The 12298-nt window shown below is 63.0% G+C and carries 15 protein-coding genes; all 15 read right to left on the reverse strand.

What is annotated here, in order from left to right; translation table 11 throughout:
- Window positions 1–78: 78 nt before the first annotated feature.
- Window positions 79–1215, reverse strand: a complete 1137-nt coding sequence (gene flhB / locus BLS75_RS20635; RefSeq protein ID WP_011059990.1) for a flagellar biosynthesis protein FlhB — start codon at window positions 1213–1215, stop codon at window positions 79–81.
- A gap of 3 nt (window positions 1216–1218) precedes the next feature.
- Entirely contained in the window at window positions 1219–2001 is a 783-nt protein-coding gene (fliR, locus tag BLS75_RS20640; RefSeq protein ID WP_072451680.1) for a flagellar biosynthetic protein FliR, read from the reverse strand.
- A 4-nt stretch (window positions 2002–2005) separates the two neighbouring features.
- Window positions 2006–2275, reverse strand: coding sequence for a flagellar biosynthesis protein FliQ (gene fliQ, locus BLS75_RS20645; protein WP_011059988.1), 270 nt, complete (start codon window positions 2273–2275; stop codon window positions 2006–2008).
- 24 nt (window positions 2276–2299) lie between these two features.
- On the reverse strand, window positions 2300–3049 hold the full coding sequence (gene fliP, locus BLS75_RS20650; protein ID WP_072451681.1) for a flagellar type III secretion system pore protein FliP: 750 nt from the start codon (window positions 3047–3049) through the stop codon (window positions 2300–2302).
- Window positions 3049–3492: a flagellar biosynthetic protein FliO gene (gene fliO, locus BLS75_RS20655; protein ID WP_072451682.1), complete on the reverse strand. Its 444-nt coding sequence runs from the start codon at window positions 3490–3492 to the stop codon at window positions 3049–3051. Before fliO ends, fliP begins: the two co-directional genes overlap by 1 nt.
- Entirely contained in the window at window positions 3493–3954 is a 462-nt protein-coding gene (fliN, locus tag BLS75_RS20660; RefSeq protein WP_011059985.1) for a flagellar motor switch protein FliN, read from the reverse strand.
- Between the two features lie 55 nt (window positions 3955–4009).
- Complete coding sequence (fliM, locus tag BLS75_RS20665) at window positions 4010–4978, reverse strand: flagellar motor switch protein FliM (protein WP_011059984.1); 969 nt, start codon at window positions 4976–4978, stop codon at window positions 4010–4012.
- A 9-nt stretch (window positions 4979–4987) separates the two neighbouring features.
- A complete protein-coding gene (gene fliL / locus BLS75_RS20670) occupies window positions 4988–5488 on the reverse strand; it encodes a flagellar basal body-associated protein FliL (RefSeq protein ID WP_011059983.1) in 501 nt (166 codons plus the stop codon).
- 190 nt (window positions 5489–5678) lie between these two features.
- Window positions 5679–7073 (reverse strand): flagellar hook-length control protein FliK, encoded by a 1395-nt coding sequence (locus tag BLS75_RS20675; protein WP_072451683.1) that lies wholly within the window; start codon window positions 7071–7073, stop codon window positions 5679–5681.
- Between the two features lie 98 nt (window positions 7074–7171).
- On the reverse strand, window positions 7172–7516 hold the full coding sequence (locus tag BLS75_RS20680; protein ID WP_011059981.1) for an Hpt domain-containing protein: 345 nt from the start codon (window positions 7514–7516) through the stop codon (window positions 7172–7174).
- 30 nt (window positions 7517–7546) lie between these two features.
- Entirely contained in the window at window positions 7547–9253 is a 1707-nt protein-coding gene (locus tag BLS75_RS20685) for a fused response regulator/phosphatase (RefSeq protein WP_072451684.1), read from the reverse strand.
- A gap of 5 nt (window positions 9254–9258) precedes the next feature.
- Window positions 9259–9564: an STAS domain-containing protein gene (locus BLS75_RS20690; RefSeq protein WP_011059979.1), complete on the reverse strand. Its 306-nt coding sequence runs from the start codon at window positions 9562–9564 to the stop codon at window positions 9259–9261.
- Window positions 9565–9651: 87 nt separating this feature from the next.
- On the reverse strand, window positions 9652–10101 hold the full coding sequence (gene fliJ, locus BLS75_RS20695) for a flagellar export protein FliJ (RefSeq protein ID WP_011059978.1): 450 nt from the start codon (window positions 10099–10101) through the stop codon (window positions 9652–9654).
- A 6-nt stretch (window positions 10102–10107) separates the two neighbouring features.
- Entirely contained in the window at window positions 10108–11466 is a 1359-nt protein-coding gene (gene fliI / locus BLS75_RS20700; protein WP_015634633.1) for a flagellar protein export ATPase FliI, read from the reverse strand.
- A complete protein-coding gene (gene fliH / locus BLS75_RS20705) occupies window positions 11456–12298 on the reverse strand; it encodes a flagellar assembly protein FliH (protein WP_019095440.1) in 843 nt (280 codons plus the stop codon). Before fliH ends, fliI begins: the two co-directional genes overlap by 11 nt.

The raw sequence follows: 12298 nt of genomic DNA on the forward strand, positions 1-12298 counted from the left end.
CTAGTCAAAAAAGTAACCATTTCCATACACTGGCTACCCACAAGCAATAATCCAGCCAACAATCTGGCGGCGCTCGCCTCAGGAGTCGCGCCGCAGATCCGGCGGAATCGGCAGGTCCTTGAGCGGATCCGGGCGCTTGCCCTTGCCCGCGCGGTGCTGGCGGATCTGATAGACGTAGGCCAGTACCTGGGCCACCGCCAGGTAAAGCCCGGCAGGAATCTCTTCCTCAAGCTCGGTGGAATAGAAGATCGAACGCGCCAGGGCCGGCGACTCCAGCAGCATGACTTCGTGGGCCACGGCGATCTCGCGAATCTGCAAGGCCAGGAAGTCGCTGCCCTTGGCCAGCAGCACCGGCGCCCCGCCCTTCTCGGCATCGTATTTGAGCGCCACGGCGTAGTGGGTCGGGTTGGTGATGACCACATCGGCCTCCGGGATCGCCGCCATCATCCGCCGCTGGGACATCTCGCGCTGCAACTGGCGAATCCGCTGCTTGACCTCGGGCCGCCCCTCCTGGTCCTTGTGCTCGTCGCGCACTTCCTGCTTGGTCATCAACAACTTCTTGTGGGCCTGGTACAGCTGCACCGGCACATCCACTGCGGCAATCAGGATCAGCCCGCAGGCCATCCACAAGGTGCTCCAGCCCACCACCTGGATGCTGTGGATGATCGCCTTCTCCAGGGGCTCATGGGCGATACGCAAGAGGTCGTCGATATCTGCCGAGAGCACCGAGAGCGCCACGAACAGCACCAAGGCAAACTTGGCCAGGGCCTTGAGCAGCTCGATCAACGCCGTGGGGGAAAACATCCGTTTGAGGCCATTGGCCGGGTTCATCCGGCTGAACTTGGGCGCCAGGCTCTTTCCGGCGAACAACCAGCCGCCCAGGGAAATGGGGCCGATGACCGCCGCCAGCAGCAGGGTCAGCAATACCGGCTGCACCGCCAGGATGGCGATCTTGCCCGAATGCAGCAGGTACAGGCCCATGGCCCCGGGGCTGAGCAGCACTTCACGGGGCAGGGAGAAGTTCAGGCGCATGATTTCCAGCAGGTCCAGGGCCAGGCCACCACCATAGACCAGCAGACCGCCCGCCCCCGCCAGCATGATGGCCAGGGTATTGAGCTCCTTGGAGCGGGCAATCTCGCCCTTTTCCCGGGAGTCCTTTTTGCGTTTCTCCGTGGGCTCTTCTGTCTTGTCCTGACCGCTCTCGCTCTCTGCCATGGCTCAGCGCGCCTTTGCCAGTTCGCGTAAGAACTGCAAGGCCTCGGAGGCCAGCGGTTGATACTGATTGAGAATGTCAGCCAGGCTGACCCAGACGATGCCCATGCCCAGCACCAGGGTCAGGGGAAAGCCGATGGAGAAGATGTTCAATTGCGGCGCCGCGCGAGTCATGACGCCAAAGGCGATGTTCACCACCAGCAGCGCGGTGATCGCCGGCAATACCAGCAGCAGCGCCGCCCCCAGCACCCAACCGAGCTTGCCTGCCAGCTCCCAGTAATGGTTGACCATCAGGCCGCCACCCACCGGCAGGGTGGTAAAGCTCTCGGTAAGCACCTCGAACACCACCAGGTGGCCGTTCATGGCCAGGAACAACAGGGTCACCAGCATGGTGAAGAACTGCCCGATCACCGCCACCGACACACCGTTGGTGGGGTCGACCATGGAAGCGAACCCCATGCCCATCTGGATCGCCACGATCTGTCCGGCAACCACGAAAGCCTGGAAGAACAGCTGCAGGGAAAACCCCAGTACCGCACCGATCAGGATCTGTTCGGCGACCAGCAACAGGCCACTGAGATCCAGGGCGTGTACTTCGGGCATGGGCGGCAGCCCCGGCGCTATCACCACGGTGATCGCCAGGGCAAAGTACAAGCGTACCCGCCGCGGCACCAGGGTGGTCCCGAAGACCGGCATCACCATCAGCAGCGAGGTGACCCGGAACAGCGGCAACATGAAGCTCGCCACCCAGGTACTGATCTGGGTGTCGGTCAACGCCAGCAGGGACATGGGCTCAGCCGATCAACTGCGGAATACTGCCGTACAACTGACGGATGTATTCCATGAAGGTTTGCACCAGCCAGGGCCCGGCGACAATCAGGGTCACCAGCATCACCAGCAGGCGCGGCAGGAAGCTCAGGGTCTGTTCGTTGATCTGGGTGGCAGCCTGGAACATGGCCACCATCAGGCCCACCAACAAGCTGGGCACCACCAGCACCGCCACCATCATGGTGGTCAGCCAGAGCGCTTCGCGAAACAGGTCTACCGCGACTTCCGGAGTCATTGTCGATCACCCGCAAACAAGGTTTTAAACACCACCGAAACTGCCCGCCAGGGTGCCGATGATCAACGCCCAACCGTCCACGAGGACGAACAGCATGATCTTGAACGGCAGGGAAATGATCAGGGGCGAGAGCATCATCATGCCCATGGCCATCAGCACACTGGCCACCACCAGGTCGATGATCAGGAACGGAATGAAGATCATGAAGCCGATCTGGAACGCAGTCTTGAGCTCGGAGGTGACGAAGGCCGGGACCAGGATGGTCAGCGGCGCCTGGTCGGGGCTGGCGATGTCGGTGCGCTTGGACAGGCGCATGAACAGCTCCAGGTCGCTGCTGCGGGTCTGCGCCAGCATGAAGTCCTTGATCGGCACCTGAGCCTTGGCCACGGCGTCCTGGGCGGTGAGTTTTTCCGCCAGGTAAGGCTGCAAGGCGTCCTGGTTCACCCGGTCGAACACCGGCGCCATGATGAACAGGGTGAGAAACAGCGCCATGCCGGTGAGGATCTGGTTCGACGGGGTCTGTTGCAGGCCCAGGGCCTGACGCAGGATCGAGAAGACGATGATGATCCGGGTAAAGCTGGTCATCAGCATGACGAACGCTGGAATGAAGCTCAGCGCCGTCATGATCAGCAGGATCTGCAGGCTGACCGAATACTCCTGCTGGCCGCTGGCATTGGTGCCAAGGGTGATCGCCGGGATCGACAACGGGTCCGCCGCCAACGCCAGCGGCGCCGCCAGCATCAGTGCCAACGTCAAGATGATGCGCAACGGCATTACTTCTTATCCTTCTGATCCTTGCCCAACAGCTCCATCAGGCGCTGGGCGAACTCGGGCGTCGCCTGCTCGGCATTGGGCACCTGCACCGGCTCCTTGAGCACATGCAACGGGGTGATGGTGCCCGGGGTCAGGCCCAGCAGGATCTGTTCGTTGCCAACCTGCACCAGCACCAGGCGATCGCGCGGGCCCAGAGCCCGGGAGCCGATCAGTTCGATCACCTGCCCCTTGCCGGCAGGACCGGCCTGCTGCACCCGGCGCAACAGCCAGGCCAGGAAGAAGATCACGCCGATCACCAGCAGCAGGCCCAGTACCAGCTGGGTCAACTGGCCGCTGACACTGCCGGTCACGGGCGCAGCCGCAGCCACCGCGGCGGTGGCCGCCGGTTCCGCGGCCAGGGCGCTCAGGGGCAGCGCGAATGCAATGCCAAGCAGCTTGTTCACTTAGCGCAGCTTCTTGATGCGTTCGCTGGGGCTGATCACGTCAGTCAGGCGAATGCCGAACTTTTCGTTGACCACGACCACCTCGCCATGGGCGATCAGGGTGCCGTTGACCAGCACGTCCAGCGGCTCGCCGGCCAGGCGATCGAGCTCGATCACCGAGCCCTGGTTGAGCTGCAGCAGGTTGCGAATGTTGATATCGGTGCTGCCCACTTCCATGGAGATCGATACCGGGATATCCAGAATCACGTCCAGGTTAGGACCGTCCAATGTGACCGGCTCATGGTTCTTCGGCACGCTGCCGAACTCTTCCATCTGCAAGCGCCCGGAACTTGACGCGGCGCCGGCGTCCGCCGCCAGCAGGGCATCGATATCCGCCTGACCGGCATCACCGGTTTCTTCCAGCGCAGCAGCCCACTCGTCGGCCAGCGCCTGGTCGTCCTGGGAGTTAATTTCGTCAGCCATCATGGGTCCTCGACGGGCAAAAATTCATTGAACAGCAAACAGGTTGGAGCGCCGCTCAACGGCGCTCGATCGGCTCGATCACTTGCAGCGCCAGGTTGCCCTTGTGGGAACCCAGCTTGACCTTGAACGACGGCACGCCATTGGCGCGCATGATCATGTCTTCGGGCAGCTCCACCGGGATCACATCGCCAGGCTGCATGTGCAGGATGTCCCGCAGGCGCAACTGACGACGGGCGACAGTGGCACTCAGCGGCACGGCCACATCCAGCACGTCCTCGCGCAGAGCCTTGCTCCAGCGTTCGTCCTGGTCGTCCAGGTCGGACTGGAAGCCGGCGTCGAGCATTTCGCGGATCGGCTCGATCATCGAATACGGCATGGTCACGTGCAGGTCGCCGCCACCGCCATCGAGCTCGATGTGGAAGGTCGATACCACGATGGCTTCGCTGGGACCGACGATGTTGGCCATGGCCGGGTTCACTTCCGAGTTTATGTACTCGAAGTTGACCGGCATGATCGCCTGCCACGCCTCCTTGAGATCGACGAAGGCCTGCTCCAACACCATGCGCACCACCCGCAGTTCGGTCGGGGTGAATTCACGCCCTTCGATCTTCGCGTGGCGGCCATCGCCGCCGAAGAAGTTGTCCACCAGCTTGAATACCAGCTTGGCGTCAAGAATGAACAGCGCGGTGCCGCGCAGCGGCTTGATCTTCACCAGGTTCAGACTGGTAGGCACGTACAGCGAGTGCACATACTCGCCGAACTTCATTACCTGCACGCCACCCACTGCCACGTCAGCCGAACGGCGCAGCATGTTGAACATGCTGATACGGGTATAGCGAGCGAAACGCTCGTTGATCATTTCCAGGGTCGGCATGCGTCCACGGACGATGCGATCCTGGCTGGTCAGGTCATAGCTTTTGACACTGCCGGGCTCGGCAGCGTGTTCGGTCTGTACCAGACCGTCGTCGACGCCATGCAACAGCGCATCGATCTCATCCTGGGACAGCAGGTCCTGCACGGCCATGTCGTGTTCCTACTGCAGTACGAAGTTAGTAAAGAGCAACTGCTCGACCACCACTTTGCCCACCTCTTTCTGCGCCACTTCCTGAACGCTGGCGGTGGCCTTCTGGCGGAGCATTTCCTGGCCGACCGGAGTGGCCAGGGTGTCGAAACTCTGCCCGGAGAAGAGCATGACCAGGTTGTTGCGGATCACCGGCATGTGCACTTTCAGCGCATCCAGGTCGGCCTGATTGCGCGCCAGCAGGGTAATGCTCACCTGCATGTAGCGCTGCCGGCCGTTCTGCGTGAAGTTGGCAACAAAGGCTGGGGCCATGGGCTCGTAGATCGCCGCAGGCTTGACGTTGCTGGCGGTCTCCGCAGCCGGGGCCGGCTTGCTCTGAGCACTGTGCATGAAGTACCAGGTGGCGCCGACCGACAGGCCGATGGCCAGCAACAATGCCAGGACAATCAAGAGGATAAGCTTGAGTTTGCTTTTCCCTGCGGTGGGTTTTTCTGCTGCTTCGCTCTTCGCCATGCCAATAATCCGTCACTAATCGGGGGTTCACAGTCGCACGGCAAGGCAAGAGCAAGTGTTATGCCAGATTTGTCAGAAAGGCGGGGATCAACAGCGAAGGGCAATGCTGCGAAGGGAAACCTGGGGTGCAAGCTGTTGCAGTTACACCACGAGGATCAGTGCAGGGGCCGGTAGCGGCCCCCGCCACAGGTCAGGCGTAGTAGTCGACGGTGCTGCTGCCGATCACGGTCTGTACCGGAGCCTGCACTTCCGCCACGGCCGGGGACGACTCATCATCGCCACTGTCCAGGCGCCCGCCGCTGGTGCTGGAACCGCTGCGGCGATTCTGCTCCTGCTGGGCCTGCTCCTGGCCCTGCCAGCCACGGGACTGATCGGAGACGTTGACGTCCACCTGCCCCAGGCCCTGCTGGTTGAACATGTCGCGCATGCGGTGCATCTGCCCTTCCAGGGCTTCGCGAACGCCAGCATGGGCACTCATGAAGGTGACCTGGGTCTGCTGGTCCGGAATCATGTGCACGCGAATGTCCAGGCGCCCCAGCTCGGCCGGCTGCAACTGGATGTCTGCCGACTTGAGGCTGGTGCTGGACAGGTACATCACCCGGTTGACCACCTCTTCGGTCCAGCCATTCTGGTGCATGGCCAGCGGCTGGTTGACCGGCACCGCGTTGGCCGTCTTGGGCGTCGCGGCCTGGGTCAAGGCCGCCAGGCGATTGGCGAAATCATCCACCCGGGTATCACTGGAAGCCCCCTTGAGGTCCTTCAAGCCATCGGCGATCAACCCGCTAAAGGCCTTTTCGCCGCCCTGCTCGGTGCCGCTCTTGCCCGCCTGCTGCTCGAGCATGCCGGCCATGCCATTGGCGAAGTTCTGCACCGAGGCCAGCTGCCCTTCATTGCCGGCATTGCCTGGCGCGGCCTTCGGCTGGCTCTGGCTGGACGCCGACACATGGCCGCCCTGCTCCATGGCCAGGCGCACCGCAGGCAAGGCATCCAGAGGATCAGCCTCGGGGTCGAATTCAGGCTTGGCCGGCTCGACGGGTGGCGCCACCACTGCGGCAACGATGGCCGGCGCAGGGGCGACGGGAGCCGCCTCGACCGGAGGCGGCGCAGGTGTCGCCGGGGCCGGTTCAGCCGGCACCACAGGCTGTGGCGGCGCGACCTGTACCAGGCTTGGATCCAGCATCGGATCGCTGGGGGGCGGAGCGTCGGTTTGTGCGGTATCAGCCGGCTTGGCAGCATCTGTGGGCGCTGTTTTGCTGTCGCTGCCGGCCGGCTTGTCGGCAGGCAAGGATTTGCCGCTATCGGCAACGGCTGGCTGCGGCGCGGCAGAAGAGTCCTTGCTGACATCCTTCTTCGGGCTACTGTCAGCCCCCTTGTCGCGCACCGGTTTGGGCGAGTTGTCGGCAAAGCTTGGAGGCTTGGCCTGCGGCTGGTTCTGGGATTCCTTGGCGTAGAGCTGCGCGAAGCTGGAAGCCTTGTCCCCAGGCTCGGCAATGCTCGCCAGGGGGCTGACAGGCGCCGCTTGAGTCTTGGACTTAGCGCTGGCCTGGGCAGTGGCCTGAAGAAGCGAATTAGGGGTAACAGCCATGGGACAGTCTCCGCTGCACGGGGATCATAGGTACAGTTGGAAGACTTGACTGCAAAGGCCGGGCCAGCTTTATCAATCCGCAGATAAAAAGCTGTTTCTCAACAATGAAAGCGCTGCAGCTCCTGCTCGCACAAGCGTCGAACGATAGCGAACTCGCCGTCGATCTCCCCCACCAATTGTCGAATGCCATCCGCGGCCGACTGCCCGGCCCGCAGTTCCAGCTGATGACAGAGTTCGGCCAGGCGGGTGGCGCCCATGTTGCTGCTGCTGCCCTTGAGGCTGTGGGCGGTGGCTACCAGCAAAATCGTATCCTCGGACTTATGCAGCAGCCGCACACGCTCCTCGGAATCACAGACGAAGGTATCCAGCAGGACGGGATATTCATCCTCCATCACCTCTTGCAAAGCATTGAGCACCGTGTGGTCCAGATGAATCTCAGCCACTTGTTCACTCCTTGATCAAGAACCCGGGAATTATGCCAGAGCCTCCCAAGAAAACTCCACGCAGACACTGCGCCCATCATCCGCCCACACGGCCTGCCGGCTCATCTGCCGGATCAGACTGACGCCACGCCCCGACAGACGCTCCATATCATTGGGCCGCGCCAGGACCGCAGCCACATCGAAACCCTCGCCACTGTCCTCGACACGCACCACCAGGCGCCCTCCCGCTTCCAGGGGCTGCACTTGCAGATGCACCCGGACAAAACCCTCCTGCAACTGCGCAAGCCGGGTCGAGCGTTCGCGGTAATAGCGGGTAAACCCCTCGGCATCGCGCTTGAGCCGCGAGTCGAGCTTGAGCACGCCATGCTCCAGGGCATTGGAGTAGAGCTCCGCCAAAACGCTGTACAGCGCCCCGCTCTGGGAACGCAGGCCATGCACCTCAAGCAACAGTTGCAGCAGATAGGGCAAGGGATTGAAACGCTTGAGGGTGGCAGCCCGAAACTCGAAACTCACCGACCAGTCCAGCGGGCAGGACTGGCCACTGTCGGAGTACACCAGAGCCGGCGGCGCCAATCGGGGAAACTCCGGCAACCCCACCTCGACCATGCTCACATCATCCCGGGCACTACCGCCAAAGCGCTCCAGGGCCTGCCGAATCTCTTCGAACAGCTGATCTTCCTGGCGATTGGCGGCAAACACCTGGTGCAATCGCTCGACGCCAAACAGTTGCTCCTCGGTGTTACAGGTATCGATCACCCCATCCGACAACAGGAAGACGCGGTCTCCCGGCGCCATGGAAAACACCTCGGTGCTGTCCTCGAAGGCCTCGGCGCTCAACACACCCAGGGGCAAGTGGCGAGCCACCAGCGGCGTGCGTGCGCCGCTGGCGTGCCGATACAGATACCCTTCGGGCATGCCGCCGTTCCACACCTCCACCGCCCGCCGCTGGGAACTCAGGCACAGCAGGGTGGCACAGCAGAACATGTCCACGGGCAGGATGCGCTTGAGCTTGGCATTCATCTCCCGCAGGGTTTCCGGCAGGCCGTAGCCCTTGGCGGTCATGCCGTAGAACACCTCCGCCAGCGGCATGGCGCCTACCGCCGCAGGCAGCCCATGGCCGGTGAAATCCCCCAGCAGTACGTGCATGTCTCCGGCCGGGGTGTAGGCCGCCAACAACAGGTCGCCATTGAACAGGGCATAGGGCGATTGCAGGAAACGGATATTCGGCGCATCCAGGCAGCCGGCATGGGCGACCTTGTCGAACACCGCCTTGGCCACCCGCTGCTCGTTGAGCAGGTAGTCGTGGTGGCGAGTGATCTGGTCACGCTGGTGCAGCACGGTCTCTTGCAGACGGCGCAGGCGGTCCATGGCGTTGATCTTGGCACCCAGCACCACCGGGTTGTAAGGCTTGGCCAGAAAGTCGTCGCCACCCGCTTCCAGGCAGCGGGCCAGGGCCTCGCCGCCGCTCAAGGAGGTAAGAAAGATGATCGGCACCAGGGTCTCGCCAGCCAGGGCCTTGATCTGCCGGGCAGCCTCGAAACCGTCCATCACCGGCATCAATGCATCCATCAGCACGATATGCGGGCGCTGTTGCTGAAACAGCTGCACCGCCTCGGCACCGTTGCTTGCCACCAGCACCTGATGCCCCTGGCGCCGGATGATGCTGGACAGCAGCATGCGGTCCGCTGCGCCATCTTCGGCGATCAGCACACACAGGGGCTCGAGCATCGACCGCATACCGGTCAACTGATGTCGAAAAGCTTGTCGAAGTTGGAGATGGCGAGGATCTTGCGCACATCCGAGTTGCTGTTGATTACCCGGACATCGGCGTTGTCGCCGCCGGCGTGGTCACGCAGCAACAGCAGCATGCCCAGGGCCGAACTGTCGAGATAGGTGGCTTCCTTGAGGTCCACCACGATGGACTCCGGTGTCCGGTTGAGTCGCTCGTAGGATTCGCGAAACTCCTGGTGGCGTCCGAAATCGAAACGGCCTCTGATGGAGATCGTGAGTTTTTGCCCGTCCGGGGATATTTCTGTAACGACCGACATGTGACTGCTTCCTTGTCATTGACGACGTCTAAAAGGTTTAGCACCCACTCGCCGGGGGGACAACCTGCGTGAGGCAAATGAGCACTATCAGTATGGGCTCTGACGAGGCAAGCGCTGGGAAAGTTCATCCAGCAACTTCTGCTCACGCTTGTCCTCAAGCGCCCGCGCCTCGTCGATATAGCGCTGCACCAGCTTGCGCAGCCCCTCGACCCGGGCATAGGCCTGCTGCCAGGCTTCCCGGGCGCGATCGAGGTTGTTCTGGTGCCAGGCCAGGCTCTGTCGCTGCTGACCGACGGCGGTATCCAGCTGGCTGAGAAAGTACTGGTAGTTCATCAGCCAGTGGCCACTGACCCCCAATTTGCCGCGCTCGACCCACTGTTCCTGGTAGTCGCCACGAAAACGCTCCAGGTCCCCCAGCTTGCTCTCGGCCACACGCACCTGGCCGTGAAAGTACTCCAGGCGCTGGGCGGCCGTGCGCTCGGCACTCTCTGCCATGTCCACCACCGGCGCCAGGCGCGCGGCACGGCTATCAGCCATGGCCGGTTACCCGCCCGCTGCCGGAGCGAATAGCATTTCCAGGTGGGTCTGGCTATGGCCCAGGCTGATGTTGTCATTGAGCCCCTGGCGCAGGTACGCAACCATGGCCGGATGCAGGGAAATGGCCGTATCGGTATCCCGGTCGCCGCCGGCCACATAGGCACCGACGCTGATCAGGTCCCGGGCCTGCTGGTAACGCGACCACAGCTGTTTGAAGTACTGCGCCCGCGCCATGTTGTCAGGGCTGATCACCGCCGGCATGACCCGACTGATGGAGGCCTCGATGTCGATGGCCGGGTAGTGCCCCTCTTCCGCCAGGCGCCTGGACAGCACGATATGCCCGTCGAGCACGCCCCGCGCCGAGTCGGCGATCGGGTCCTGCTGGTCATCGCCTTCGGACAATACCGTGTAGAAGGCGGTGATCGAACCGCCGCCGGCCTCGGCATTGCCGGCACGCTCCACCAGTTTGGGCAGCTTGGCGAACACCGAAGGCGGATAACCCTTGGTGGCCGGCGGCTCGCCGATGGCCAGGGCAATTTCCCGCTGGGCCTGGGCGAAACGTGTCAGGGAATCCATCAGCAACAGGACGTTCTTGCCCTTGTCGCGAAAATATTCGGCGATCCGCGTGCAGTACATCGCAGCCCGCAGACGCATCAGCGGAGCGTCATCCGCTGGCGAGGCCACCACCACCGAACGCTTGAGGCCTTCCTCACCCAGGATGTGCTCGATGAACTCCTTGACCTCACGTCCCCGCTCGCCGATCAGCCCGACCACAATGATGTCGGCCTCGGTAAAGCGGGTCATCATGCCCAGCAGCACGCTCTTGCCCACGCCGGTACCGGCGAACAGGCCGAGACGCTGACCACGACCTACCGTCAATAAACCGTTGATGCTGCGAATACCCACATCCAGCGGCTGGCTGATGGGGTCGCGCTTGAGCGGGTTGATGGTGGGACCGTCCATCGGCACCCAGTCTTCGGCACGCATCGCGCCCTTGCCATCCAGCGCCCTGCCGGCGCCGTCCAGCACACGCCCGAGCATGCTCATGCCCATGGGCAAACGGCCGGTGTCGGCCAGGGGCACCACGCGCGCGCCCGGAGCGATCCCGGCCACGCTGCCCACCGGCATCAGGAATACCTTGCTGCCGGAGAAACCCATGACCTCGGCTTCGACCTTGACCGGGTGGTAGCTGTCATCGTTGATCACCATGCACCGGGTGCCCATGGCCGCGCGCAAGCCTTCGGCTTCCAGTGTCAGGCCGACCATGCGCAACAAGCGGCCCTCAAGGATCGGCTGGCCCGGCAGGCTGATGGCCTGGGCGTAGCCCCCCAGGCGCTTGCCGAAGCTGGTGCGTTCAAGGCGCATTGCTAGGGTCCGCTGGCTCGTGCGCGGCGTCAGGGTCAATAGCGGGGTCGGCGATGTCGCTCTGCGGCGCCGAGGGCGTCAACGGCCCCAGGTCCAGGCCAAGGTCCGCCTCCGCCGGATGCAGCGATTGTTCGTGCAACTGGTCGGACAGCTGGTCCATCGCCTGGGCGATCCGGGTTTCCATGCTGGCGTCGATACGGCTGTGCTCGGTCTCGACCCGGCAACCGCCGGGCAGCAGCGCTTCGTCCTCGACGATGCGCCAGCTTTCCTCATGGCGCTCGCGCAGGCTTTTGACCTGCTCGAAATCCTGCGGATTGACGTACAGGCGTACATTACCGACGCCCAGGGGCAGCAGCTTGAGCGCCTCGCGCATGACATGTTCGATCTGCGTGGAGTCCATCGCCAGCTCGCGCTGGATCACCTGGCGGGTGATATGCCGCACCAGCTCCACCAGGGTCTTTTCAATCTGGGTGTCCTGCTCGGCAATGGGCTCGAACAGGTTGGCCATCAGCTGCTCGAGCGCCTGCAACTTGGCGCTCAGTGCCACTTCGGCTTCCTGACGCACTTTGAGGGTGGTGCTGTGAAAGCCCTCTTTCTCGCCGGTGGCGAACCCTTCGTTATAGGCTTCCTGGCGGATGCTCTCGAGCTCTTCAAGGGTCAGCGGCTGGACTTCCTCCAGCGGCACTTCCTCGATCTCCTCCTGCACCTCTTCCGGCTCGGGCTCAGGCTCGGGCGGCTCGGGATCGAAACTGGGCAGCGCCCAGACGTCAAAACCCTCGACGTCCCGGGCGCGAATCAGCTCGCTTTGGGACTCATCACTGCTGGACGACAT

Origin of the sequence: Pseudomonas sp. NFPP12 (assembly GCF_900103205.1) — a bacterium.
In the GTDB taxonomy this organism is placed as follows: Bacteria; Pseudomonadota; Gammaproteobacteria; order Pseudomonadales; family Pseudomonadaceae; genus Aquipseudomonas; species Aquipseudomonas protegens.

Coding starts and splice junctions, on each gene's coding strand:
- flhB (WP_011059990.1), bottom strand. CDS start 1,215: ATGGCAGAGAGCGAGAGCGGTCAGGACAAGACAGAAGAGCCCACGGAG.
- fliR (WP_072451680.1), bottom strand. CDS start 2,001: ATGTCCCTGCTGGCGTTGACCGACACCCAGATCAGTACCTGGGTGGCG.
- fliQ (WP_011059988.1), bottom strand. CDS start 2,275: ATGACTCCGGAAGTCGCGGTAGACCTGTTTCGCGAAGCGCTCTGGCTG.
- fliP (WP_072451681.1), bottom strand. CDS start 3,049: ATGCCGTTGCGCATCATCTTGACGTTGGCACTGATGCTGGCGGCGCCG.
- fliN (WP_011059985.1), bottom strand. CDS start 3,954: ATGGCTGACGAAATTAACTCCCAGGACGACCAGGCGCTGGCCGACGAG.
- fliM (WP_011059984.1), bottom strand. CDS start 4,978: ATGGCCGTGCAGGACCTGCTGTCCCAGGATGAGATCGATGCGCTGTTG.
- fliL (WP_011059983.1), bottom strand. CDS start 5,488: ATGGCGAAGAGCGAAGCAGCAGAAAAACCCACCGCAGGGAAAAGCAAA.
- BLS75_RS20675 (WP_072451683.1), bottom strand. CDS start 7,073: ATGGCTGTTACCCCTAATTCGCTTCTTCAGGCCACTGCCCAGGCCAGC.
- BLS75_RS20685 (WP_072451684.1), bottom strand. CDS start 9,253: ATGCGGTCGATGCTCGAGCCCCTGTGTGTGCTGATCGCCGAAGATGGC.
- BLS75_RS20690 (WP_011059979.1), bottom strand. CDS start 9,564: ATGTCGGTCGTTACAGAAATATCCCCGGACGGGCAAAAACTCACGATC.
- fliJ (WP_011059978.1), bottom strand. CDS start 10,101: ATGGCTGATAGCCGTGCCGCGCGCCTGGCGCCGGTGGTGGACATGGCA.
- fliI (WP_015634633.1), bottom strand. CDS start 11,466: ATGCGCCTTGAACGCACCAGCTTCGGCAAGCGCCTGGGGGGCTACGCC.
- fliH (WP_019095440.1), bottom strand. CDS start 12,298: ATGTCGTCCAGCAGTGATGAGTCCCAAAGCGAGCTGATTCGCGCCCGG.